Origin of the sequence: Variovorax sp., from assembly GCF_965279555.1 — a bacterium.
In the GTDB taxonomy this organism is placed as follows: Bacteria; Pseudomonadota; Gammaproteobacteria; order Burkholderiales; family Burkholderiaceae_C; genus Variovorax.
In genome coordinates this window covers 4,888,481-4,912,464 of record NZ_OZ257247.1, presented here as the reverse complement: position 1 = coordinate 4,912,464, position 23,984 = coordinate 4,888,481, and the positions used below count along the sequence as shown (strand labels likewise).

Here is a 23,984-nt window from a genome sequence, read left to right as displayed (position 1 = left end):
AGAAAGGAAGAAAACGCCATGAACGTCGTCGCACTTCATGCAGAGCCGCCCTCTCGTGCGCAAGCACAGGAGCCGGTCCACTTCATCGGCCGCTTGGCCGGCTTTCGCGCCGATGGCCGCATCCTCGTGGAGGACGAAGCAGGTACCACCTGGGCCTGCCGCCGGGCGGCCAGCTGCCTGCTCGTGCCCCGCACCGGCGACACGGTGATGCTCAGCGGCCCCGACCGGCTGCGCGTGTACCTGATTGCCGTGATCGAACAGGCTGATCCATCGGCCAGCCGCATCGAGGCCGCCGGCGACCTGACGCTGGCCACGACGCGGGGCGGCAATGTGTCGATCGAGAGCGATGCCGACTTGCGTCTGCACGGCACCGCCATGCTGCAAATGCGGGCCGAGCGCGCCGAAGCGCGATTCGCGCACTCGCGCCTGACCAGCGAAGCCGCCGATGCGACGATCGGTCATCTGCGGCTGGTAGGCAAGGTGTTCGAGAGCGTGGCCGACCGCGTCGTGCAGATGGCGCGCAATGCGCTGCGGCTGGTGGACGAGACCGACCGCGCGCGCGTGGGCCATCTCGACCAAGAGGCCACGGGCACGGTGCGCCTGCACGGGCAACACACGGTGGTGACCGGCCAGGACCTGGTGAAGGTCGACGCCGCGCAGATCCACATGGGCTGAAGACGAAGGAGACCCGCATGTTCGGAAACTGCCAGCTCATGGGCATGGACTTCGCGATTCCCGATGTCTGCAGAACACCCGTTCCCTTTCCCTTCCCGAACTTCGGCATGGGCTTCATGGCCATCCCGAACGCCTGGAACATCCTGTACATGGGCATGCCCGCCCACAACATGGCGACCTTCATCCCGATCACGCTGGGCGATCAGCCCGGCGCGCTCGGCGGCATGATCTCCCAGACCTTCATGCAGCAGGCGCGCCACATCACCGGCGCTTTCACGATGCTGCTCAAGGGAACTCCGGCCACGCGCATGACCAGCATCACCACGCAGAACCGATGCAACATCGTCGGCCTGCGGCTGGTGCCGAGCCAGTTCAAGGTGTTGATACTGGCGGCCTGAACTCCACCGGCGGTGTTCTGGTTGCCGTGGCCGTTGTGGTCGCGGCCCCCGCCAGCGTCACCTGCTGCGGAAACCCCACCCACACGGCCAGCGCCGAGTAGTTGTCCTGCGTCTCGTCCGCCTTGGCCTCGGCCGCGCGGCGCAGCAGCGCGAGCCATTCTTCCGCGCTGTCGGCCAACTGCAGCGAGCGCTCCATCACCTGCTGGGAGATCAGCTGCCAGAGCCCGTCGGTGCACAACAGGAACGCGTCGCCGTCGGCCAGGCGCTGCGTCGCGGTGATGGTGGCCTCGGCCGTGGCGCGCGCGCCGAGGGCTCGATACAGCAGATTGGTCTTCACCAGGCGCTCGCCGCCGTGGTGCTGGCTCGCGGCGGCGTCGCCCGAGCGTTCCGACAGGCTGTGGTCTTCGGTGCGCTGCATCAGCGCGCCGCGGCGGAACCAGTAGAGGCGGCTGTCGCCCACGTGGGCCCAGCAGGCCTGGTTGCTCGCACGGTCGACGAACAGCGACACGAAGGTCGCGCTCATGCGGCTCTGGTCGGCGAGTTCGCGCTGCTTGGCGAGGATGGCGTCGTTGGCCGCCTTCACGCAGCGCTGGATGTTGTCGGCGGCCAGCGACGGGTCGTCGACGAAGGTGTCGAGCGCGGTGTCGACCGCGATGCGCGAAGCCAGCTCGCCGCCGGCGTTGCCGCCCACGCCGTCGCTCACCACGAAGCAGCCGTTGCGCTCGTCGAGGTGGTAGCCGATGGCGTCCTGGTTGCCGCTGCGCTCGCCCACGCAGGAGAACTGCGAGGTCGAGATCGGCACGGCGAAGGACGACGAGGAAAAGCGGGCGGCTTCAACCACGGCGCGCCTCCTTCAGTCGTTCCATTTCCTTGTCGTAGGCCTGCTGGAAGGCGCGGCCGAAGACGGCCTGGAAGTCGTCCTCGACGGCCGACGTGGTCTCGGCGTGCAGCGCCTGCAGCTGGCGCCACAGGCGCGCCTCGCGGCCGCCGGGCAGCAGCTTCTCGCCGATGCCGCCGTCGTTCGGCGTGTCGCGGCTGAGCGCCGCGGGGTCGAAGCGCTGCAGCAGCGTGAGCAGCGCTGCACGCATGCCGGCGACCATGCCGAGCTGGTGGGACTGCAGGTCGCCGAGCGCGTCGTGCACGGCGGCCTCGGGCGGCAGGAAGCCGGGCATGCGCGCGCCGAACATCTGCATCAGCACCGCGCGGCCATTGGGCAGGATCTTGAACGGGTTGTTCTCCTCGTCCACGATCATCGTGATCTCGGCGCGGACCTCTCGCTTGAGCATGGCGCGCGAGGACAGCAGCTCGATGGTGCCGTCGGTGAACGCCCGCATGATGCGACCCAGGCGCTGCATGGCTTCGATGTCGAGCGGTTGCTGGCCGGCGATCTCGGGCACGCCCGCGCCTTCGAGGAAAGCCTTGAAGAGGGCTTCGGACGACGACGGGTCGGTGGTGGGCGCAATGAGCTGCGGTGATGGCGCGGTAACGGCTGCAGGCGGCGGCGAGATGGCGGCAGCTGGCGTGACCGGTGCGGCGACCACTGGTGGTGGCGCGGGCGGCGGAGGAGGAGGGGGTGGTGGTGGGGGTGGCGGAGGCGGAGGCGGAGGCGGAGGCGGAGGCGCCTGGTCGATCTTCTCCACGGCGACGGCAGGTGCCGGCGCAGGCGCAGTAGGCGGCGCCGGCACGGGCGCCACCGGCAACGGCGGACGGAACTGCGCCGTCACCTCTCGCGCATGGTTCGAATGGCTGTACCCCGGCGCGGCCGGCTTGTTGTTCTGCAGCAGGTCGAGCGCGGGATGCACGTCGCCGGGCAGCCCTGCGTCGTGTTGCGTCAGCGCGGTCGGGCGCGGGTCGGACAGCGGCGAATGCGCGCTGTCGTCGGCCGCGAAGAAAGACAGCGGATCGACCCCGCGCCTGAGCGCGATGCCGGACATGTCGTGGGCCGCCTGCGGGTTCATTTCCGCGAGCGGATCGACCGGGTTGCGGCGCGCCTGCGACGGCAGCTCGAAGGGCTCGTGCGCCATCGGGTCTGGCATGGGCGCGGGCGTGCTGTCGATGCGGCGCGGCGCATTCGCGAGGATGGCGTCCCAATCTTCGGCGGAAGGAATCTGCGACGAGGCCGGGGCTGCCTTCGGCGGTACCTGCACGGGCATGGGTGGCGGAGGCGGTACCGGCGCATGCACTTGAACAGCAGGCGAAGGAGGTGGCGGCTGCACGGGCGCGCGGGGCATCGGCGGCGGCATTGCCACGGTGGGCTGCGTATCGCCGATGGGCAGCGCGCCTTCGCCGAACAGGTCGGAGAACACGTCGGAGCCTGAAGAAGCCGGCAGCAAGGCGTCGATGGGCGCGGACGAAACCGGCGCTTGCGCGAACGGCTGTGGCGCCGGCATCGGAGGAGAAGGCGGTGGCGGCGCAGCCACCACGGCCGGCGCGGCGCACAGCGCGCTCGCGGCCTCCAGCACGTAGCTGCCGATCGCCACGCGGTCGCCATCGGCCACGCGCGCTTCCTGCTCATGCACCAGCGTCTGCCCGTTGACGCTGATGGGCAGCACCGCGCTCATGTTGCGAAGCACCGCCGCGCCGTCTTCGTCGAAGCGCACGGTGGCTTGCAGGCGCGAGATCTGTCGCTGCTCGTCGGGCAGCACGAGGTGGTTGTCGGGGCTGCGCCCGATCGTTCCTCCGGGTGCGGCCAGCAGTGCCGAGGGGCCCGAGGCCACCGGCTTGCCGGCATGTTCGATCACCGTCCAACGCATGGCATCTCCATGTTCTTGTGGCGCCCGCGCAAGGTGCGCAGGGCGCGGGGACCGGCGTAGCCGGTCAACGCTTCATTCGCTTCGCGGCTTCGAAGGCCGGGCCCCACACGGGGTGCTTGCGCTCGGCCACGTTGAGGTCGAAGCTCGGGAAGGCGTCGAGGATCTTGCGGAACTGCGCGCGGCACTCGGGCACCTGGTTGGCCACGCAGTAGCTGAAGGCTTCGAGCTTCATCGCGTCGAGGCGCGTGGCAGGCTCCGCGCCTTCGAACACCGACACGCCTCCGCTCTTGAGCGTGCTGATGGCCTTGGCGTAGTCGCCTTCGTCATAGGTCTGTTGCGCGCGCTCGAGGGTCGTGCGCGCAACCTGCTGGCTCAGGCGCTCGGGTTGCGGTGCGGGCTCGGGCGGCGGCGGGGTCGTGCAACCCGTTATCACGCAAAGTGTGAACGCCAGAGCAGGCAGACATGACTTCAATCTTCTCTCCTACTTTGCGAAAGCAATGTTTGAGGCAGTGTGCCGCAGTGTTGCGACAACGACGCGATGCGCTTCGTGGATGCGCATGACTTCGATAATATAGGCCGCGAACCAGCCGGGGAGATCTCAATGCATCGACGAAGCCTGCTGCAAGGCGCACTTGCATCCACACCGTTGTTGGCGGGCCTCAGTGGATGCGCTTCCACAGCCAAGTCCTTGCCCACGCCCTATGCCGTCACAGTGCGCATCGACGACGGCGTGAACCCCGACGGACGCGGCCAGGCCGCACCCATCCTGGTGAAGGTCTTCGAGCTGAAATCTTCCGGTAACTTCGAGACAGCAGACTACTTTGCACTACAGGATCGCGACCGCGAGACGCTGGCTGCGGAACTCGTGAACGCCGACCAGGCCATCATGCGCAGCGGCGAAGAGCGTGTCTTCAAACGCGAGGCGGGTCTCGATTCACGCGCCATCGGCATCATCGCGGGCTATCGCAAGCTGGAAGCCGCGCGCTGGCGCATCGTGCTGCCGCTCAAGGAGCCAAAGCAAACAAACCTGTACAAGGTTTGGCAGTTCTCTCCGAGCGAACAGGCTGTGCAGGTCGTGGTCCGCAAGAGTGGCATCGAGGTGCTACCAAGTCGTTAATTTTCTGTACTCCCTAGTACGAAAGTGCGAGAAATTCGCGCTCGAAATGCGGTGCAAATCGTAAGACGCGCCGTGTAGCATCGGAGCAAAAAAATCGTTCGATGGGAGGGCGTCCGTGCATGCGCCTTCCGCTTCCATGTGAGCACTCCCAGGAGGTTCTTTGGTGACAGTTCGCAATCAGGGCGCTGGAAGAAACGGCGCTCATCCGCAGGCGTTGGCGAATAGGGTGGTGTGGTCCGAAGGCATGTACCTGCGGCCACAGCATTTCCAGCAGCTGGAGCGTTACGTCGAGCAATACGTGACGCGTCGCACTGCCGGCCTGCAAGGCGCTTATTGGGGTTGGCTGCATCTCGAGATAGATCGCGATGCCTATGCGCTCGGCCGCGTGTCGCTGCTCGGCGGCGCAGGCGTGCTGCCCGATGGAACGCCGTTTTCATTCGGTGCCGAAGACGCGCCGCTGCCTTATGAAGTGCCCAATGACCTGACCGATGAGCTCATCGTGCTCGCGCTGCCGCTGCGCAGGCCAGGAAGCGAAGAGGTCATCTTCTCGGAAGACGAAGGTTCGGCCGCGCGCTTCGGCGTGATCGAGCGCGAGGTGAACGACGGCAACGCAGTCGCGCTGGGCCCCGCGGTGCTGCAGCTTGCCGCGCCACGCCTGCGCCTTGCGCGCGCGTCTTCGCTCACCGCCGAGTGGCAGGCCATCGGCGCGGTGCGCGTGATCGAGCGCCGCACCGACCACAAGCTGGTGATCGACGCCAACTACATTCCGCCGGTGCTCGATGCTTCCGCGCACACCATGCTGCGCAGCATGATCGCGGAGCTGCACGGCCTGCTCACGCAGCGCTCCGAAGCACTGGCCTCGCGGCTGTCGCAGCCGGGGCGCGGCGGCGTGAGCGAGGTGTCCGACTTCCTGCTGCTGGAGCTGGTCAATCGCTATCTCGCGCTCACGTGGCATGCGCAGCAGGCGGTGCAGGTGCACCCCGAGCAGCTGTTCATCGACTGGCTCAAGCTGGCCTGCCACCTGGCCACGCACACTTCGCCCACGCGTCGCCCGGTGCTGTGGCCTGTGTACGACCACGACAACCTCAACGAAAGCATTCGTCCTTTGATGGAAGAGCTGCGGCGTTCGCTGTCGGCCGTGCTCGAGCAGAGCGCGATCGCCATCGAGCTCGAGGAGCGCAGCCACGGCGTGCGCGTGGGCCGCATGCCCGACCCGGTGCTGGTGCGCAACGCGGGCTTCGTGCTCGCGGTGCATGCCGACCTGCCGGCCGACGCCATCCAGCAGCGCTTCCCCACGCAGGTGAAGATCGGCTCGGTCGAGCGCATCCGCGACCTCGTGCAGTTGCAACTGCCGGGCGTGACGGTGCGTCCGCTGCCGGTGGCGCCGCGGCAGATTCCGTACAACGCGGGCTACCACTACTTCGAACTCGACAAGAGCGGCGACATGTGGCGCCAGCTCGAGAAGTCGGGCGGCGTGGCAATGCACCTGGCCGGTGACTTTCCCGGGCTGGCCATGGAGTTCTGGGCCATCCGTCCGTGAGGGACTCTATGAACGGTGTGAACGACATGGCCGTCGGCGCGGGAGGCTTCGTGCCGCCCAACCCAGGTGGCGGCGGAGTTGCTGACGAGGGCGGCATGCCCGCGGCGCAACGCGGAATGGGCGCGCAGCCCGAGTCCTTCACCGCATGGCATGACGCGCGTCGTCCGCATGCGGGCGACACGGCGCTCGCGGGCAACAACCCGCTGGTGGCGGCGGCCAATCCGCTGCTCGACCTGATCCCGCAGATCCGCGCGACCGGCCATCACCCTGCGCCGGCACAGTTGCGCGAACACCTGGTCGACGAAGTGCGCCGCTTCGAGACACGCGCCCAGCAGGCGGGCATCGCGCCCGAGGTGATCATCGGCGCGCGCTACTGCCTGTGCACGGCGGTGGACGAGGCCGCCGCGCTCACGCCGTGGGGCGGCAGCATCTGGTCGTCGCAGAGCCTGCTGGTGATGTTCCACAACGAGACCTGGGGCGGCGAGAAATTCTTCCAGCTGCTGTCGCGGCTGGTGCAGAACCCGCAGCAGCACCTGCACCTGATCGAGCTCATCTACTTCTGCCTGGCCCTGGGCTTCGAGGGGCGCTTCCGCGTCATCGACAACGGTCGCTCGCAGTTGGAGACGCTCAAGCAGCGGCTGCTGCAGATCATCCGGCAGACGCGCGGCGAAATCGCGGTGCCGCTGTCGCCGCACTGGCAGGACGCGAGCGCGCCGGTGCGCCGCACGCGCAACTGGCTGCCGGTCTGGGCCGTGGGGGCGGTGGCGGCGGTGTTGCTGCTCGTCGCGTTCGCGCTGCTCACGTTCAACCTGGCGGGCACTTCCGACGGCGCCTTCGCGGCCGTCAATGCGGTACGGCTGCCGCAGACCGCGCGCGCCGTGGTCATGCCCGCGCCCACGCCACGCCTGCAGCGCTTCCTGGAACCCGAAATCCGCGACGGCCTGCTGACCGTGCGCGACGAGGCCGACCGCAGCGTGGTGGTGCTGCGCGGCGACGGCCTGTTCGCATCGGGCTCCGACCGTGTGCTCGACCGCTACGCCCCGGTGCTCGCGCGCGTGGCCGATGCGCTCAATGCCGTCGAAGGCAACGTGCTGGTCAGCGGCTTCAGCGACGACCAGCCGATCCGCAGCGTGCGCTTTCCGTCCAACTGGCAACTCTCGCAGGCCCGCGCCGACGCGGTGAAGAAGATGATCGCCACGCGCCTTTCGAAGCCCGAGCGCCTGCGCGCCGAAGGCCGGGGTGACGCCGACCCCATCGCGCCCAACGACTCGCCGGCCAACCGCGCGCGCAACCGCCGCGTCGAGGTCACGCTGCTGGTGGCGCCGGTGGCCGGCGTGCCCGCGCCTGCATCACAACAGCCGGGAGGAGCTCGCTGATGCTGCGCGCCATCTTCCGTTTTCTCATCAGCCGCGATCTCTGGGTCTTCCTGGGGCTGATCGCGCTCGCGTTCCTGATCTGGATCATCGGCCCCGCGATCGCGGTGGGCCGCTACCGTCCGCTCGAAGACGAGATCGTGCGCATCGCCTTCATCGCGCTGATGTTCGTGGTCTGGCTCGCGCGGCTGGTGTACCGCAAGTGGCGCGAGCGCCGCCTCAATGCGCAGTTGCTGAACCAGCTGCGCACGCCTTCCAAGAAGGAGAAGGAGGCCAAGCCCGAGGATGCGCCCGAGATCAAGGAGCTGCAGAGCGGCTTCACCGACGCCACGGCCATCCTCAAGAACATGCGCTTCGGGCAGGGGGCAGACGGCAAGCCCGCGAGCCGCTTCTCGGTGTTCGACCGGCAGTACCTGTACCAGCTGCCCTGGTACATCTTCATCGGCGCGCCGGGCTCGGGCAAGACCACGGCGCTGGTCAACTCCGACCTCGACTTTCCGCTGGCCGACCAGCTCGGCAAGGCCGCGGTGCGTGGCATCGGCGGCACGCGCAACTGCGACTGGTGGTTCACCAACGAGGCGGTGCTCATCGACACCGCCGGGCGCTACACCACGCACGAGAGCAACCGCGAGACCGACGAGAGCGAGTGGAAGGGCTTCCTCGAACTGCTGAAGAAGTTCCGCCCGCGCCAGCCCATCAACGGCGCGATCCTCACCATCAGCATCGCCGACCTGCCGCTGGCCGACGACGCACAGCGCGCGCGCCACGCAATGGCACTGCGCAAGCGGCTGCTGGAGCTGCGCAACGACCTGGGCATCGACTTCCCGGTCTACGTGCTGGTCACCAAGACCGACCTGCTGGCGGGCTTCAACGAATACTTCGGCTCGCTGGGCCGTGCCGAGCGCCAGCAGGTGTGGGGCTTCACCTTCCCCATCGAAGGCAATGCCGCAAACAAGAGCGCGAAGGCCGGCAAGGGCGCTGCCCCGCTGAAAGGCGGCGACCTGCGCGAGCGCTTCCACCAGGAATACAGGCTGCTGCACCAGCGGCTCGACGAACGCCTGCCCGAACTGCTGGCCGCCGAGCCCGACCCGATGCGGCGCGCGCAGGCCTACCTGCTGCCGCAGCAGTTCGCGAGCTTCGAGGACATCCTCGGCACCTTCCTGGCCGACGTGTTCAATCCGTCGAAGTTCGAGGCCGCGTCGATGCTGCGCGGCGTTTACTTCACCAGCGGCACGCAGGAAGGCACGGCCTTCGACCGCGTGATGGGCGCCATCAAGCGCTACCTGCAGGTCAACGCGCCGCCCGCGCCGCCGCCGGGCCCGGGCAAGAGCTACTTCCTGAAGGAACTGCTGCAGCAGGTGATCTTCCGCGACGCGGGCGTGGCCGGCACCAACCTGCGCTGGTACCGGCGCAAGCGCGCCATCGACATCGCGGGCTACAGCCTGATCGGCGTGCTGCTGGTGCTGCTGCTGGGCGCATGCGTGAACAGCTGGCGCAACAACAAGGACTACGTGGCCGAGGTCGACGGCAATGCCAAGGCCTTCAACAAGGCGGCGGCGCGCGGCGAGCTGCCGACGGTGGTCGATTCGGGCGGCGACATCGCGAGTTCGCTGCTGATCCTCGACCGGTTGCGCGACCTGCCGAAGTCGAGCCACTTCGACGTCGGCGATCCGCCGCTGTCATACCGCTTCGGCCTCTACCAGGGCGAGAAGCTGCAGGCCGCGACCGACGGCGTCTATCAACGCGCGCTGGAAACCGTTCTGCTGCCGCAGGCCGCGCAGCGCGTGGAGCAGTCTCTGCGCGAAGCCTCGAAGAACGACGCCGAATACAGCTACGAGGCGCTCAAGGCCTATCTCATGCTGTTCGACGCCGAGCGTTACGACGCCGATTTCCTGCAGGCCTGGCTGCTGAGCGACGTGGACCGCAAGATCGGCGCGTCGCTCACGCGCGAGCAGCGCACCAACCTCGAGTCGCACCTGAAGGCGCTGTTCGCGGGCCGTGTGCTGACCTCGCCCTTCGCGAAGGACGAGCGCCTCGTCACCCAGACTCGCGAGCGCCTGGCCGGCGTGCCGCTGGCCCAGCGCTCCTATGCACGGCTGCGGCGCATCCTGCTGCAGACCAGCCCGCCCAACGCCTTCACCATCGCGGAGGCGGGCGGGGCCGAGTCGGCGCTGGTGATCCGCCGTGCGAGCGGGAAGCCGCTGACCGACGGCATTCCCACGCTCTTCACCTACCGCGGCTACTGGGACATCTTCGACAAGCGCATGGCCGAGACCACGCTGTCGCTAGAGCAGGAAGACCGCTGGGTGCTGCAGATCCGCGCGCCGGGCATTGCCGACATCACCTCGCGCGAGCTGCTGCTGCGCGAAGTGCGCCGGCTCTATCTCACCGACTACATCCGGGTGTGGGACGAGTACCTTACCGACATCCGGCTGGCCGACAGCCGCTCGCTGCTGCAGAGCATCCAGATGACGCGTGTGCTCTCGACCTCGGAGTCGCCGATGTCGCGCATCATCCGCGGCGCGGCGCGCGAGACCGACCTGCTGCGCAACCACGACGAGGCTGCGCGCGGCCTGCTCGACCAGGCGCAGAACCGCGTGGCCAGCACGCGCGAGCGCATCGAGCAACTCATCGGCCAGCCCGATGGCAGCCAGCGCCGCAATGCGCAGGTGGACCGGCCCGAGTCGCTGGTGGACAACCACTTCGAACCGCTGCGCCGCATGGTGACCGCGCCCAAGCAGGGCGGGCAGGCCCCCATCGACGCGACCGCCGCGCTCATCAACGAGCTCTACACCTTCCTCACCGCCACCGACACCGCGCTGCGCAGCGGCAACATCCCGCCGTCGAGCGACGCCGTCACCAAGGTGCAGGCAGAAGCGGGACGCCTGCCGGTGCCGTTCCAGGGCATGCTGAACGACCTGTCGGCCACCGCGTCGTCGAAGGCGGCGGCGGTGACGCGGCAGAACATCGGGCAGAGCGCGGCGGCCAGCATCGGCTCGTTCTGCAACCAGGCCATCGCGGGGCGCTACCCGTTCACGCGCGGCTCCAACCGCGACGTGGCCTCGGGCGACTTCGCGCAGCTGTTCGCACCGGGCGGGATGATGGACGACTTCTTCCAGAAGAACCTCATCACCCAGGTCGACACCTCGGTCAACCCATGGGCCTTCAAGCGCGGCGTGGACGGCAGCGCGGCGGGGCGTTCGGCCTACCTCGATTCGTTCCAGAAGGCGCAGGCGATCCGCGACGTGTTCTTCTCGGGCATGGCGGGCGGGCGCACGCCGTCGTTCACGCTCGACATCCGGCCCGAGGACATGGACGCCGCTCTCACGCAGTTCACGCTCGACGTCGACGGCCAGACGGTGCGCTATGCACATGGCCCGCAGGCGCCCAGCACCGTCAAGTGGCCGGGCCCGCGCAACAGCAACCAGGTGCGCCTGCAGGTGACCACGGCCAACGGCACGCCCGCCGGCGGCATCGTGACCGAAGGGCCGTGGGCGCTGCACCGCCTGTTCGACAAGGCATCGATCTCGTCGGGCAGCTCGCCCGAATCCTTCAACGCGACCTTCGACCTGCAAGGCAAGAAGGTGGTGCTGGCGGTGACGGCCAACAGCGTCTACAACCCGCTGCGGTTGCCGCAGATGACCAGCTTCTCGTGCCCCGGGAAATCATGAACACCCCCAGGCTTCGCGCACTTCGTGTCGCTTCTCCTCCCCCCTTGCAGGGGGCAACACCAGCGGCCCGGCAAAGCCGGTTCCGTGGTGTTCCTGGCATATGCCGCGAGGTTGTCGGGAGGCATACGCAATGAACAGCAGCATTCCCCCGCAGGCCTGGGTGCCCGTCGACGAACAGATCGGCTGGTACGGCAAGCTGCCCGCCGCCGGCGACTTTCTCTACCGCCGCATGCCGCACGAACTGCAGGCCTGGTGGGATCGCTGGATGCAGAACGGCCTGGGCAGCTTCAAGCGCTGGCCCGACGCCATGACGCGGCACTACGCGGTGGCGCCGGTGTGGAACTTCGCGATACCCGCCACGCAGGGCGTCGATGCAGTGCAGTTCGGCTGTATCGCGCCGAGCTGCGACCGCGTGGGCCGCTACTACCCGGTGTGCGTCACCCTGCAGGTGGCCGCGCGCAACTACCGGCCGTCGGTGCTAGAGGGCTCGGCCGCCTGGTACTGGCAATGCGGCAGCGCGCTGCTGCAGGCCATACGCCACGGCGTGGCGCCGGACCAGTTCGACAGCCAGGTGCTGGCCGCTGGCCGTGCCGGCTTCCAGACCGCCAGCGGCGGCTCGGACGACATTCTCTCGATCCTCGGGCCTACAGCGGGTGGCGCGAGCGCCCAGCAGCGGCTCGGCTGGCCGGAGCTTCCACTGTGCTTCGACCCGTCCGGCAGCACCAGCTACTGGTGGACCAACCAGGCCGACGGTTCGCCGTTGCGCACCGCGGCCCATGGCGGCGGGCTCAACACACCGCTGTTTTCCAAGTTGTTTTCGCAGGGGCATGTGCCATGGGCATGAAAAGCCGACATCCCGAGGGAGGAGAAGACGCATGAGCACCACGCACGGCACCGCAGGCACTGCGGCCGACACGCCAACCGACGAACGCCCGCATCCGCTGGAGCTGGGCCACCGGCTCGATGAATTCGAACTGCTCGAGGTGATCGGCGAGGGCGGCTTCGGCATCGTCTACCGCGCGTACGACCATTCGCTGCAGCGCGAAGTGGCCATCAAGGAATACATGCCGTCGATGCTCGCGCGCCGCGTGGGCGACGACAGCGTGCTCGTGCGCTCCGAGCGCCTCACGGCCACCTTCCAGGCAGGGCTGCGCAGCTTCATCAACGAGGCGCGCACCCTCGCGCAGTTCAGCCATCCCGCGCTGGTGCGCGTGCATCGCTTCTGGGAGGCCAACTCGACCGCCTACATGGCGATCCAGCTCTACAAGGGCCGCACCCTGCGGCGCCTCGCCGAGGACGAGCCCGGCCGCATCAACGAGGCCTGGCTGCTCGGCATGCTGGGGCCGCTGCTGGGCGCGCTCGAAACGCTGCATCGCAGCCAGTGCTTTCACCGCGACATCGCGCCCGACAACATCTTCATCCAGCCCGATGACCTGCCGGTGCTGCTCGACTTCGGCGCGGCGCGCAAGTCGATCGCCGACCTGGTCGACGAGGTGGCGGTGATGGTGAAGTCGGGTTACTCGCCCATCGAGCAGTACGCCGACGACAACACCCTGCTGCAGGGGCCCTGGACCGACCTGTACGCGCTGGGCGCCGTGCTCTACCGTGCCGTGACCGGCCATCCGCCGCCCTCGGCCGTGGTGCGCAGCGTGCAGGATGCCTATGTGCCGTTGTCTTCGATGGGCCGCGACGACCTGAGCCCGGGCTTCTGCGCCGCCGTCGACCACACGCTGGCCGTGCACAGCAAGGACCGCACGCAGACCGTGGCTACCTTCGCCGCGGAGCTGGGGCTGGTGAAGCTGGGCGACATTTATGTGAGCGGCATGGGCGTGCCGGCGGTGATCATTCCCGCGGCACCCGTGTCGGCGACGCCGCCGCCTCCGCCGCTGGTGCCGCAGCAGTTCTCGCCGATGTCGGCGCCGGTGCCGCTGGAGCCCGTGCCGGTGGCTGCCGTGGAGGCGCCGGCCCCGGCCCCCGCCGTGAAGAAGACGAAGGCGCGGAAGGCCGCATCGCGCCGTCCGCCCTGGGTCATGGTGGGTGTGCTGTTCATCGCGCTCGTGGCCGTGGGTGGCTGGATCGGCCTGCGCCTGACTTCGGGCATGAAGCAGCAGCAGACCTCGACCGCGATGGTGCCGGTGCCGCCGCCGGCTGGGCCGATGTCGAGCAACACGTCGCCCCCTGCTGTGATGCCGCCGCCGGCCACCGATGCGGGTGCTGCATCCGGTACGCCACCAGCCACCGCGCCTGTCACCGATGCCGGCCCGACCACTGCCCCTGCCGTTGTTGGCGGCAGTGCCGGCACAACGGTCGCCAGTGCGCCGGCTGCCGCGCCTGCAACGCCGGCCGGTACACCGCTGACCCCCATCGAGAACGTGCCGGTCAATCCGCCGACCACGACGCCAGCCGATTCAGCGCTCGCGACCGCCGAGGCGGAAGACTGGAGCCTGGCCCAGGCCGAGAACACGCGCGAAGGCTACGAGGCTTACCTGCGCCGCTACCGCCGCGGGCTGCACGCCCGCGACGCGCGCAACGCCATCGCCGAGCTGAACCGGCTGTCGCCACCCGCGGTGGCGGTCGCACCCGACGCGACCGCCACCGCACCGGGCATGGGCCGCGTGGTGCTCAACATCCGCCCGTGGGGCCAGGTATTCGTCGACGGCGCCGACCGCGGCGTGAGCCCGCCGCTCAAGTCGCTGCCGCTGCGGCCCGGCATCTACAACATCGAGGTGCGCAACGGCGAGCTCGAGGTGTATCGGCAACGGGTGACTGTGCAGGACAGCAAGTCGGCGCCTGTGGTGAGCCACGAGTTCAAGTAGGAGGCTGCAGCTGCGTCCGGATTCAGGCGCTACCGCGCAGCGCCCGCCGATACTGCACCGCCTCCGCCAGATGCTCCACCTGCACCGCCTCCGCCGACCCCAGGTCCGCGATCGTGCGCGCCACCTTCAGCGCACGGTGCGTGCTGCGCGCTGACCATCCCAGCTTGGCCGCCGCGTTGAACATGAACTTGCGGGCCGCATCGTCGAGCCCGGCGTGCTTGTCGATCGCGCTGCCCTGCAGCGACTGGTTGGCATAGCCCTGGCGCTGCATCGCGCGTTCGCGCGCGGCGATCACCCGGCCGCGGATGCTCTCCGTCGATTCGCCGGGAGGCGCATCGAGCAGTTGCTGCGCCGACACCGCGGGCACCTCGATGTGCAGGTCGATGCGGTCCAGCAGCGGGCCGCTGAGCTTCCCTTGGTAGCGCGAGATCTGGTCGGGCGTGCAGCGGCAGGCCTTCGACGCGGAACCCAGATAACCGCAAGGGCAGGGGTTCATCGCGGCGATCAATTGAAAGCGCGCCGGAAATTCGGCGCTTCGCGCGGCGCGGGCAATGGTGATGGTGCCGGTCTCCAGCGGCTCGCGCAGTGCCTCCAGCGCCGAGCGGGCGAATTCCGGAAATTCGTCCAAAAAGAGAACGCCGTGGTGCGCGCGCGAAATCTCTCCGGGCCTGGGCGGAGAGCCTCCACCTACGAGCGCCACCGCGCTGGATGTGTGATGGGGCGCAGAAGTAGGCCTCAGCATCCACCGCTCCGTCGCGAAGCGGCCAGCCAGGCTGGCCACGGCCGCGCTCTCCAGCGCCTCGTCGATGCTCATCGCCGGCAGCAGCCCCGCAAAGCGCTGCGCGAGCATCGACTTGCCGGATCCCGGCTCGCCCATCATGAGCAGGCTGTGTCCGCCGGCCGCGGCGATTTCCAGTGCGCGCTTGGCGCCCGCATGGCCCTTGACGTCGGCCAGGTCGGCGTAGCGCGGTGCGTTCGCGCCGGGCGCCGCGTGGACCCGCGCCCAGCCGTCGGGCGGCGGATCGGGCCATTGCGAGGCCGCTTCGGTGTCGACCACGAACTGCCGCACCACGTCCAGCAGGTGCCGTGCGCCGTAGACCTCGCTGTCGGGCACCAGCGCGGCTTCGTGCGCACTGTCCAGGGGCAGCACCAGCCGCGTCGCCACGCCGCGCGTGTGCAGGGCCAGCGCCATTGCCAGGGCGCCGCGCACCGGCCTCAGCTCGCCCGACAGGGACAGTTCGCCCGCGAACTCATGCCCGGCCAGCCTGGCGTTGTCGATCTGCCCGCTGGCCGCGAGGATGCCCAGCGCGATGGGCAGGTCGAAGCGCCCGGAGTCCTTGGGAAGGTCCGCGGGGGCCAGATTCACCACTATCTTCTTGTTGTTGGGGTATTCGAGCCCCGCGTTCTGGATGGCCGAGCGCACCCGTTCGCGGGCTTCCTTGACCTCGGTTTCCGCCAGGCCGACCAGCGTGAAGCTGGGCAGGCCGTTGGCCAGATGCACCTCGACCGTGACACTGGCCGCTTCCAGCCCCAGCAAGGCTCGGCCCTGCACCAAAGACAAACTCATTTCTCTCCCTGTCCCCAAGATGGTGCGTCCATCTTTGGTGTGTCCGCGGTGGTGCGGACCTGTTGAAAGCCGCAACCGCTCGAAACAAGCGTTGTAACGATTTCGCTCACAACGCGACGCAAGCGAGTCGCATGGGGCACAGGTATTTGTGCAGTTTGGCACGCTCCCTGCTTTGAGCCTCTCAGGTCCAACAACACACTTCACACGCGAGGAGTTTCCCGATGACGCACCGTACCGCCGCCAAGGCGATGATCGTTCTGGCCGCTGCATTGACCGCTTCGGGCGCAGCCCTGGCTCAGGCGACGACCGACGCAGCAGCAGCGCCCGCGCCCGCCCCGGATTTCACGGGCAACATCTCGCTGACCTCGAACTACAAGTTCCGCGGCCAGGACCAGGACATGATTGGCAAGAACGACTTTGCCAAGACCAAGGGCTTCAAGCCCGCGATCCAGGGCGGCTTCGACTATGCCTTCGGCAGCAGCGGCTTCTACGTGGGCAACTGGAACTCCAGCGTCAACTGGCAGAAGGGCAACAGCATCGAGAGCGACCTCTACGGCGGCTACAAGTTCAAGGCCGGTCCGCTCGACATGGACGTGGGCGCGCTCACCTATATCTACCCGGGCAACTCGGCGGGCAACACCACCGAGCTGTACGTCGGCGCGACCTATGCCAACGAAACCTTCGGCTCGTTCACCGCCAAGTACTCGCACACCGTGTCGAAGGACTACTTCGGCTACGCCGGCAACAAGGCCGGCTCGGGCCTGAAGGGCACCAACACCGGCTACCTGAACCTGTCGTACAGCAAGGAAATCGTGCCCAAGGTCACGCTGAAGGCAGCCGTGGGCTACACGAACATGTCCAGCGACATCCGCAGCCTGGGCTACAAGAGCTACGTGGACTACAACGTGGGCGCGAGCTACGACTTCGGCAACGGCCTGTCGCTGACCGGCTCGGTGCAGGGCGCCAACAAGCAGAGCTCGTACCTCGCGGTGTCCAACCCCGGCGTCGACCTCGGCTTCGGCCCCATCGGCCAGACCACCTACTCGCCGAACAAGGCGCGCTTCATCCTCACGCTGACGAAGACGCTGTAAGCAGCAGAACAACGAGGTGCGGCCCAAGCTGCCGCATCGTTTCATTTCCATCCAAAGGAGAAAACTCATGAAGCTGGTCACAGCCATCATCAAACCGTTCAAGCTCGACGAGGTGCGCGAAGCACTGTCGGCCATCGGCGTGCAGGGGATCACCGTCACCGAGGTGAAGGGCTTCGGACGCCAGAAGGGCCACACCGAGCTCTATCGCGGCGCGGAGTACGTGGTCGACTTCCTGCCCAAGGTCAAGATCGAAGCGGCCGTCTCCGACGACCTCGTCGATCGCGTGATCGAAGCCGTCGAAGGCGCCGCCCGCACCGGCAAGATCGGTGACGGCAAGATTTTTGTCTACAACCTCGAGCAGGTCGTTCGCATCCGCACCGGCGAAACGGGCCGCGAAGCCCTCTGATCGAGTCCAGGCCCGAAAGAACAACGATTATGAAAAAACTGCTTGTCTCTCTTGCGCTCGGCTTGAGCGTGCTCGCCGCCGGTACCTCCGGCTTCGCACAGACCCCGGCAGCGCCTGCTGCCGAGGCACCGGCCGCAACGGCTCCCGCAGCGGCAGCGCCCGCTGCGGCTCCGGCGGCCGATGCAGCTGCGGCACCCGCTGCTGCTGCGCCTGCAGCCGCACCCGCCGCTGCACCGGCTCCGAAGATCGACTCCGGCGACACCGCCTGGATGCTGACTTCGACCCTCCTCGTGATCCTGATGACCATCCCCGGCCTCGCGCTGTTCTACGGCGGCCTGGGCCGTTCGAAGAACATGCTGTCGGTGCTGATGCAGGTCTTCGTGATCTTCTCGCTCATCAGCATCCTGTGGGCCATCTACGGCTACAGCCTGGCCTTCTCGGGTGACGGAAACTTCTTCGGCACCTTCGACAAGATCTTCATGAAGGGCATCACGCAGGAAACCTTCGGTGCGCTGACCACCATTCCTGAATACGTGTTCGTCGCCTTCCAGGGCACCTTCGCGGCCATCACCGTGGCGCTGATCGTCGGCGCCTTCGCGGAACGCGCCAAGTTCTCGGCCGTGCTGCTGTTCTCGGTGCTGTGGTTCACCTTCAGCTACGTGCCGATCGCCCACATCGTGTGGGGCGGCGGCCTGCTGGGCAAGGACGGCGCGCTGGACTTCGCCGGCGGCACCGTGGTGCACATCAACGCCGGTGTGGCCGGTCTCGTGGGTGCCTACATGGTCGGCAAGCGCGTCGGCTACGGCAAGGAAGCGTTCACGCCTCACTCGCTCACGCTCACCATGGTCGGCGCTTCGCTGCTGTGGGTCGGCTGGTTCGGCTTCAACGCCGGCTCGGCTGGTGCCGCCAACGCCCTGGCCGGCCTGGCCTTCATCAACACGGTGCTCGCCACCGCTGCCGCCGCGCTGTCGTGGATCCTGGGCGAGAGCCTGCACAAGGGCAAGGCCTCGATGCTGGGCGCTGCGTCCGGTGCCGTTGCCGGCCTCGTGGCCGTCACGCCCGCCGCCGGTTTCGTCGGCCCGATGGGTTCGATCGTGCTGGGCCTGCTGGCCGGCCTGGTCTGCCTGTGGGGCGTGGGCGGCCTGAAGCGCATGCTGGGTGCGGACGACGCGTTCGACGTGTTCGGCGTGCACGGCGTGGGCGGTATCCTGGGTGCCATCCTGACCGGCGTGTTCGCTGCCAAGGGCCTCGGCGGCACCGGCGGCGCGACGCCCGACACCTTCTCGATGGGCGCGCAAGTCTGGATCCAGATCAAGAGCGTGGCGCTCACGGTCGTGTGGTCCGGCGTGGTGGCCTTCATCGCCTACAAGATCGCCGACCTGACCCTCGGCCTGCGTGTGTCGGAAGAAGAAGAGCGCGAAGGCCTCGACATCTCCTCGCACGGCGAGACCGCATATAACAGGTAAACCCCCAGGCTGCGCGCACTTCGTGTCGCTACGCCAACCCCCTTGCAGGGGGCAGCACCTGCGGCCCGGCGGAGCCGGTTCCGCGGTGCTCCTGAATTGAAGAACGAGTTTTTCAAGCGAGGTCTCCTTTGGATGTTCAGCCCGCAAGCGCTCCGGCGCCGGCGGGCTTTTTTTTGCCCGTCGACGCAATGGGCGGGAGCACAATCAGCCCACCATGTGGACCTCCATCGAAGACAGCCTCTGCGAGCTCGGCGAATCGCCGTTCTGGCACCCTCAGGAACGATCGCTCTACTGGCTAGACATTCCTGGCCGCGCCGTGCTGCGAACGCGCGGCGACATCGGCACGACGGGCGCCACGGTCGAGCGCTGGGCGCTGCCCACGGAGCCCGGCTGCATGGCACCGGCGCGCAGCGGCGGCCTCGTCATTGCGCTGCGCGACGGCTTCTACCGCGCGCGCGAATGGGGCGGCGAGCTGGTCGCGATGGCGCGCGTGGAGCACGACGTGCGCACCATGCGCTTCAACGACGGCAAGTGCGACGCGCTGGGCCGCTTCTGGGGCGGCTCGCTCAACGAGGCCAAGGACCGGCCCAACGCCGCGCTGTACTGCCTCGACGCGCGCAGCGACACGGGCATCTCGCCCACCATCACGCAGATGGCCAACCAGGCCACCACCGCCAACGGCCTCGCCTTCTCGCCCGACGCCCGCACCCTCTACTGGGCCGACACCGCGGCGCACGTGGTGCACGCATGGGACTGGGACGCCGAGGCCAATTCGCTCTCGCATGCCCGCGTGTTCCAGCAGTTCGACGCCAAGCCCGAAGGCTGGACGCCCGCGTCGCCGCTGCACTATGACGGCCGCCCCGACGGCGCCACCATCGATGCGCAGGGCCACTACTGGGTGGCCATGTTCGAAGGCGCGCAGCTGCTGCGCTTTTCGCCCTCGGGAGAACGCGTGGCGGCCGTTGCGGTGCCGGTGCAGTGCCCGACCATGCCCTGCTTCGGCGGCGACGACCTGAAAACCCTGTTCGTCACCAGCGCCCGCAAGGGCCGGCCCGCCGACGAGATCGCGCAGCGCCCGGCCTCGGGCACGGTGATCGCGATGCGGGTCGACACGCCGGGCCTGCCGGTGAGCTTCTTCGAAGACTGAAGGCCGACGAGGGTTCCCAGGCGCGCATGGCCCTGCAGCACATCCCGCCCATCCAGTGCCTGCTGACCTTCGAGGCCGTGGCGCGGCTGCGGCATGCGGGCCGTGCGGCCGACGAGCTGTGCGTCACGCCAAGCGCGGTGAGCCACCGCATTCGTCAGCTCGAGGCGCACGTGGGCTTCAAGCTGTTCGGGCGCAGCGACTTCAGCCTCACGGCCGACGGCGCGGCGTATCTTGCGAACGTGCGCACCGGGCTTGCCGCACTGCAGGCCACGCCGTTGGGCGCAGGCGCGGCCCAGCGCGCAACGCGCCTGCGCATCGCCGTCACGCCGACCTTCAGCCGCCAGTTCCTGATGCCCCGGCTCGAGCTGTTTCGCAACATCTACCCCGACATCGAGCTGGTGCTGCAGGTGTCGATCCCGCTGCTCGACGTGACGGCAGAGCAGGCCGACCTTGAAGTGCGCTACGGCCCTGGCGGCTACGCCGACTGCGAGCACCGCCTCGTGCTCGAGGAGCAGGTGGTGCCCGCCTGCAGCCCGAGCTACCTCAACGAATTCGGTCCGTTCCATGGCTTCCGCAGCGCGGCCGAGATTGCGAGCGCGCGGCTGATCCGCAGCCCGCTCGAGCCCTGGAGCACCTGGTTCGCGAGCTGCGGGCTCGACCAGCCAGAGCCGCACGTCGGCTCGCAGTTCAACGACCTGGGGCTGGTGTACGACGCCGCCGCCAGCGGCTTCGGCGTGGCGCTGGTGCGGCAGAAGATGGGCGCGGCGTGGTTCGAGTCGGGGCGGCTGGTGGCGCTGTCCGACCAAGCGGTGGCGTCGCCGCACCGGCATTACATCTGCTGGCAGCCGGGCACGCTGGAGCGCTGGGAGTGCGCGGCCTTTGCCGACTGGCTCGAACAGAGCCTGCGCTGACGACGCCGGCAAAGTTCTCTCAAGCACCCGGCAAAAATCCATCAACCCGGGGCTGCCGGAATGTCCGTAGAGTGCGGTACACCCGAGACATCCGCGAACAGAAGAAAAGAGGCCCGCCGATGAACGCGCCGCTCACCCCCACGCAACAAGATTTGCTACAGAAAACAGAGCGCCAGTCCCAGGTGGTCCGCGCGCTGCAGGCACACTTGCCAGCCCACGCGCTGATCTGGCACGCCGAAGACACCACGCCGTACGAGTGCGACGGCCTCACCGCCTACCGTGCCCGTCCGCTGGTGGTGGCCCTGCCCGAGACCGAGGCGCAGGTGGCCGCCGTGCTCAAGGCCTGCCACCAGCTCGGCGTGCCCGTGGTGGCGCGCGGCGCGGGCACCGGGCTGTCGGGCGGTGCCATGCCGCACACCATGGGCGTGACGATGTCGCTCGCCAAGTTCAACCGCATCCTGAAGATCGACCCGGTGAGCCGCACGGCGGTGGTGCAGTGCGGCGTGCGCAACCTGGCGATCAGCGAGGCCGCTGCGCCTTTCAACCTTTACTACGCGCCCGATCCGTCGAGCCAGATCGCCTGCACCATCGGCGGCAACGTGGCCGAGAACTCGGGCGGCGTGCACTGCCTCAAGTACGGCCTGACGCTGCACAACGTGCTGCGCGTGCGCGGCTTCACGGCCGAGGGCGAGCCCATCGAGTTCGGTGGAGACGCGCTCGACGCGCCGGGGCTCGACCTGCTCGCGCTGGTCATCGGCAGCGAAGGCATGCTGGCCGTGACCACCGAGGTCACCGTCAAGCTGGTGCCCAAGCCGCAGCTCGCGCGCTGCATCATGGCCAGCTTCGACGACGTGCGAAAGGCTGGCGACGCGGTGGCCGCGGTGATTGCGGCCGGCATCATCCCGGCCGGGCTGGAGATGATGGACAAGCCCATGACCGCCGCGGTCGAAGACTTCGTGCGCGCGGGCTACGACCTCGATGCCGCCGCCATCCTGCTGTGCGAATCGGACGGCACGCCCGAAGAGGTGGAAGAAGAAATCGGTCGCATGACCGACGTGCTGCGCGGCTGTGGCGCCACTGCCATCACGTGCAGCAACAGCGAAGAAGAGCGCATGAAGTTCTGGAGCGGACGCAAGAACGCGTTTCCCGCGTCGGGCCGCATCAGCCCGGACTACATGTGCCTCGACTCGACGATTCCGCGCAAGCGGCTCGCGGACATTCTTCTGGCCATTCAGGAGATGGAGAAAAAATACAACCTGCGCTGCTGCAACGTGTTCCACGCTGGCGATGGCAACCTGCACCCGCTTGTGCTGTTCGACGCCAACGACCCCGACGAGCTGCACCGCTGCGAGCTCTTCGGCGCGGACATCCTGGAGACCAGCGTCGCGATGGGCGGCACGGTGTCGGGCGAGCATGGCGTGGGCGTGGAGAAGCTCAACAGCATGTGCGTGCAGTTCACCGCAGCGGAGAACGAGCAGATGTTCGGGGTGAAGCGCGCGTTCGATCCCGAAGGGATGCTGAACCCCGGCAAAGTGATTCCCACGCTTCAGCGCTGCGCCGAGTACGGCAAGCAGGTGGTGCGGGGGGGGAAGTTGTCGCATCCGGATCTGCCGAGGTTCTGATGAGGGCTCGTCTTGTTTCTTGCCGTGGGGGGCGTTCGGGGCGCGCTCACGCCGACGGGGTACCTTGCTCCGCGAATGTCCCCCGGCCTGCGGCCTCCTCCTTTATTTCGCTGCGCAAGGTACCCCGCCGGCGTGATCGATGGACGCAGCGGTTGATCCGACAGCACGAGGAGAGCGCCCGATGTGCACAGGGCGCCGGGTGCTCCCCGCAGCGAAATAAAGGAGGAGCCGAAGGCGGGGGACATTCGCGGAGGGGAGTACCCGGTGGCCTGTGCACGCCCCCCGAAGAACAACATCAAAGACAACAAGCCCGATGAGCATCGACACCGCCCTCCACCAGATAGTCGAACGTATCCGTGCCGCCACGACCGACGCAACACCCCTGTCCATTCGCGGCGGTGGCACGAAGGACTTCTACGGCGAAGCACCGCAAGGCGAAGTGCTGAGCACTGCTGGCCTCACCGGCATCACCAGCTACGAACCGAGCGAACTTGTCGTCACCGTGCGCGCCGGCACGCCGCTCGCCGAGCTCGAAGCGGCGCTCGCCGAAAAAGGCCAGTGCCTGCCGTTCGAGCCGCCGTGCTTCGGTAACGACGGAACCGTCGGCGGCATGGTCGCGGCGGGGCTCAGCGGGCCTGCGCGAGCCAGCGTGGGTGCAGTGCGCGACTACGTGCTCGGCGCCACGCTCGTCAACGGACGCGGCGAGGTGCTGAGCTTCGGCGGGCAGGTGATGAAGAACGTCGCGGGCTACGACGTGTCGCGCGTGCTCGCGGGCTCGCTCGGCACGCTGGGCGTGATCGCCGAGGTGAGCCTCAAGGTGCTGCCGGTTCCGCCGGCCGAGGCGACGCTCGAATTCGCCTGCGGCCAGGCCGATGCGCTGCGGCTGCTCAACGAATGGGGCGGCCGGCCGCTGCCGTTGAATGCGAGCTGCTGGTTCGAATACGCCGGTGCGGGCGTGCTGTACCTGCGGCTGCGCGGCGCTGTCGCTGCCGTCGAGGCCGCATGCGCGCATCTCGGCGGCGAGCGCAAGGACAACATGCGCGCGGCCGCCGACTGGCAGTCGCTGCGCGACCAGCAACTGCCGTGGTTTTCCACCGACGAAGGCGGCGACGCGCTGTGGCGCCTCAGCGTGCCGCAGACCGCGCCCGTGCTGGCGCTCGACGGCGCCGCCGCGCCGCTGGTCGAATGGCATGGCGGGCAGCGCTGGTACAAGGCGCCGCCCGGGCAGGCCTCGCGCATCCGCGAGATCGCACGCGCGGCGGGCGGCCATGCCACGCTGTTCCGCCTGCCCGCCGCGGGCGCGCCGGGCCACGGCGTGCCGCGCTTCGACAGCATGAGCGCGCCCATCGAACGCATCCACCGCGCGCTGATGCGCGAGTTCGATCCGCACGGACTCTTCAATCGCGGCCGCCTGCTCGCGCCCACCTGAGC

Annotated in this window: 19 protein-coding genes; 15 read left to right on the top strand and 4 right to left on the bottom strand. The window is 68.3% G+C overall.

Annotated elements, in window-relative coordinates; all coding sequences use genetic code 11:
• Positions 1-18: 18 nt before the first annotated feature.
• Together ACQY8B_RS22980 and ACQY8B_RS22975 are read left to right on the top strand one after the other, a co-directional pair.
• The gene (locus ACQY8B_RS22980; RefSeq protein ID WP_422088826.1) at positions 19-675 is read left to right on the top strand and encodes a DUF3540 domain-containing protein; all 657 of its coding nucleotides are present in this window, start codon (positions 19-21) and stop codon (positions 673-675) included.
• 17 nt (positions 676-692) lie between these two features.
• Entirely contained in the window at positions 693-1,073 is a 381-nt protein-coding gene (locus tag ACQY8B_RS22975; protein ID WP_081268122.1) for a DUF4150 domain-containing protein, read from the top strand.
• Here ACQY8B_RS22975 and ACQY8B_RS22970 read toward each other — a convergent pair.
• The 3 genes from ACQY8B_RS22970 to ACQY8B_RS22960 all read right to left on the bottom strand — a co-directional run bounded on the left by ACQY8B_RS22970 (position 1,048) and on the right by ACQY8B_RS22960 (position 4,259).
• On the bottom strand, positions 1,048-1,914 hold the full coding sequence (locus ACQY8B_RS22970) for a PP2C family protein-serine/threonine phosphatase (RefSeq protein ID WP_422088825.1): 867 nt from the start codon (positions 1,912-1,914) through the stop codon (positions 1,048-1,050). The two genes, ACQY8B_RS22975 and ACQY8B_RS22970, sit on opposite strands and share 26 nt — an antisense overlap.
• Entirely contained in the window at positions 1,907-3,826 is a 1,920-nt protein-coding gene (gene tagH, locus ACQY8B_RS22965) for a type VI secretion system-associated FHA domain protein TagH (protein ID WP_422088824.1), read from the bottom strand. Before tagH ends, ACQY8B_RS22970 begins: the two co-directional genes overlap by 8 nt.
• A gap of 64 nt (positions 3,827-3,890) precedes the next feature.
• Positions 3,891-4,259: a TssQ family T6SS-associated lipoprotein gene (locus ACQY8B_RS22960; protein ID WP_422088823.1), complete on the bottom strand. Its 369-nt coding sequence runs from the start codon at positions 4,257-4,259 to the stop codon at positions 3,891-3,893.
• A 105-nt stretch (positions 4,260-4,364) separates the two neighbouring features.
• Between ACQY8B_RS22960 and tssJ the strand changes: the two genes are divergently transcribed.
• From tssJ to ACQY8B_RS22930, 6 genes are all read left to right on the top strand, one after another.
• Positions 4,365-4,943, top strand: a complete 579-nt coding sequence (gene tssJ, locus ACQY8B_RS22955) for a type VI secretion system lipoprotein TssJ (RefSeq protein ID WP_428744987.1) — start codon at positions 4,365-4,367, stop codon at positions 4,941-4,943.
• A 244-nt stretch (positions 4,944-5,187) separates the two neighbouring features.
• Complete coding sequence (tssK, locus tag ACQY8B_RS22950; RefSeq protein ID WP_422088821.1) at positions 5,188-6,483, top strand: type VI secretion system baseplate subunit TssK; 1,296 nt, start codon at positions 5,188-5,190, stop codon at positions 6,481-6,483.
• An 8-nt stretch (positions 6,484-6,491) separates the two neighbouring features.
• Positions 6,492-7,859, top strand: coding sequence for a DotU family type VI secretion system protein (locus ACQY8B_RS22945; protein ID WP_422088820.1), 1,368 nt, complete (start codon positions 6,492-6,494; stop codon positions 7,857-7,859).
• Positions 7,859-11,527, top strand: coding sequence for a type VI secretion system membrane subunit TssM (gene tssM, locus ACQY8B_RS22940; RefSeq protein WP_422088819.1), 3,669 nt, complete (start codon positions 7,859-7,861; stop codon positions 11,525-11,527). The genes ACQY8B_RS22945 and tssM overlap by 1 nt, the downstream gene beginning before the upstream one ends.
• Positions 11,528-11,657: 130 nt before the next feature.
• On the top strand, positions 11,658-12,371 hold the full coding sequence (gene tagF, locus ACQY8B_RS22935; RefSeq protein WP_422088818.1) for a type VI secretion system-associated protein TagF: 714 nt from the start codon (positions 11,658-11,660) through the stop codon (positions 12,369-12,371).
• A gap of 31 nt (positions 12,372-12,402) precedes the next feature.
• Positions 12,403-14,343, top strand: a complete 1,941-nt coding sequence (locus ACQY8B_RS22930; RefSeq protein ID WP_422088817.1) for a serine/threonine protein kinase — start codon at positions 12,403-12,405, stop codon at positions 14,341-14,343.
• 22 nt (positions 14,344-14,365) lie between these two features.
• On the opposite strand, the gene ACQY8B_RS22925 is transcribed toward ACQY8B_RS22930, so the two are convergent.
• Positions 14,366-15,910 (bottom strand): YifB family Mg chelatase-like AAA ATPase, encoded by a 1,545-nt coding sequence (locus tag ACQY8B_RS22925; protein ID WP_422088816.1) that lies wholly within the window; start codon positions 15,908-15,910, stop codon positions 14,366-14,368.
• Between the two features lie 221 nt (positions 15,911-16,131).
• Here ACQY8B_RS22925 and ACQY8B_RS22920 point away from each other — a divergent pair, with 221 nt between their 5' ends.
• The 7 genes from ACQY8B_RS22920 (at position 16,132) to glcE (ending at position 23,982) form a co-directional block, all read left to right on the top strand.
• Positions 16,132-17,001, top strand: coding sequence for a TorF family putative porin (locus ACQY8B_RS22920; RefSeq protein WP_422088815.1), 870 nt, complete (start codon positions 16,132-16,134; stop codon positions 16,999-17,001).
• 67 nt (positions 17,002-17,068) lie between these two features.
• Positions 17,069-17,407: a P-II family nitrogen regulator gene (glnK, locus tag ACQY8B_RS22915; RefSeq protein ID WP_007833403.1), complete on the top strand. Its 339-nt coding sequence runs from the start codon at positions 17,069-17,071 to the stop codon at positions 17,405-17,407.
• 29 nt (positions 17,408-17,436) lie between these two features.
• Complete coding sequence (locus ACQY8B_RS22910; RefSeq protein WP_422088814.1) at positions 17,437-18,873, top strand: ammonium transporter; 1,437 nt, start codon at positions 17,437-17,439, stop codon at positions 18,871-18,873.
• A 214-nt stretch (positions 18,874-19,087) separates the two neighbouring features.
• Positions 19,088-20,020 carry an SMP-30/gluconolactonase/LRE family protein gene (locus ACQY8B_RS22905; RefSeq protein WP_422088813.1) on the top strand — a complete coding sequence of 311 codons (933 nt, stop codon included), beginning with the start codon at positions 19,088-19,090 and terminating at the stop codon, positions 20,018-20,020.
• Positions 20,021-20,046: 26 nt separating this feature from the next.
• Positions 20,047-20,931, top strand: a complete 885-nt coding sequence (locus tag ACQY8B_RS22900) for a LysR substrate-binding domain-containing protein (protein WP_422088812.1) — start codon at positions 20,047-20,049, stop codon at positions 20,929-20,931.
• A gap of 119 nt (positions 20,932-21,050) precedes the next feature.
• Entirely contained in the window at positions 21,051-22,553 is a 1,503-nt protein-coding gene (locus ACQY8B_RS22895) for an FAD-linked oxidase C-terminal domain-containing protein (RefSeq protein WP_422088811.1), read from the top strand.
• Between the two features lie 313 nt (positions 22,554-22,866).
• Positions 22,867-23,982: a glycolate oxidase subunit GlcE gene (gene glcE / locus ACQY8B_RS22890; protein WP_422088810.1), complete on the top strand. Its 1,116-nt coding sequence runs from the start codon at positions 22,867-22,869 to the stop codon at positions 23,980-23,982.
• Positions 23,983-23,984: the final 2 nt, after the last annotated feature.

Coding starts and splice junctions, on each gene's coding strand:
- glcE (WP_422088810.1), top strand. CDS start 22,867: ATGAGCATCGACACCGCCCTCCACCAGATAGTCGAACGTATCCGTGCC.
- ACQY8B_RS22895 (WP_422088811.1), top strand. CDS start 21,051: ATGAACGCGCCGCTCACCCCCACGCAACAAGATTTGCTACAGAAAACA.
- ACQY8B_RS22925 (WP_422088816.1), bottom strand. CDS start 15,910: ATGAGTTTGTCTTTGGTGCAGGGCCGAGCCTTGCTGGGGCTGGAAGCG.
- ACQY8B_RS22920 (WP_422088815.1), top strand. CDS start 16,132: ATGACGCACCGTACCGCCGCCAAGGCGATGATCGTTCTGGCCGCTGCA.
- glnK (WP_007833403.1), top strand. CDS start 17,069: ATGAAGCTGGTCACAGCCATCATCAAACCGTTCAAGCTCGACGAGGTG.
- tssK (WP_422088821.1), top strand. CDS start 5,188: ATGTACCTGCGGCCACAGCATTTCCAGCAGCTGGAGCGTTACGTCGAG.
- ACQY8B_RS22905 (WP_422088813.1), top strand. CDS start 19,088: ATGTGGACCTCCATCGAAGACAGCCTCTGCGAGCTCGGCGAATCGCCG.
- ACQY8B_RS22910 (WP_422088814.1), top strand. CDS start 17,437: ATGAAAAAACTGCTTGTCTCTCTTGCGCTCGGCTTGAGCGTGCTCGCC.
- tssJ (WP_428744987.1), top strand. CDS start 4,365: ATGCGCTTCGTGGATGCGCATGACTTCGATAATATAGGCCGCGAACCA.
- tssM (WP_422088819.1), top strand. CDS start 7,859: ATGCTGCGCGCCATCTTCCGTTTTCTCATCAGCCGCGATCTCTGGGTC.
- ACQY8B_RS22975 (WP_081268122.1), top strand. CDS start 693: ATGTTCGGAAACTGCCAGCTCATGGGCATGGACTTCGCGATTCCCGAT.
- ACQY8B_RS22980 (WP_422088826.1), top strand. CDS start 19: ATGAACGTCGTCGCACTTCATGCAGAGCCGCCCTCTCGTGCGCAAGCA.
- tagH (WP_422088824.1), bottom strand. CDS start 3,826: ATGCGTTGGACGGTGATCGAACATGCCGGCAAGCCGGTGGCCTCGGGC.
- ACQY8B_RS22900 (WP_422088812.1), top strand. CDS start 20,047: ATGGCCCTGCAGCACATCCCGCCCATCCAGTGCCTGCTGACCTTCGAG.
- ACQY8B_RS22945 (WP_422088820.1), top strand. CDS start 6,492: ATGAACGGTGTGAACGACATGGCCGTCGGCGCGGGAGGCTTCGTGCCG.
- ACQY8B_RS22930 (WP_422088817.1), top strand. CDS start 12,403: ATGAGCACCACGCACGGCACCGCAGGCACTGCGGCCGACACGCCAACC.
- tagF (WP_422088818.1), top strand. CDS start 11,658: ATGAACAGCAGCATTCCCCCGCAGGCCTGGGTGCCCGTCGACGAACAG.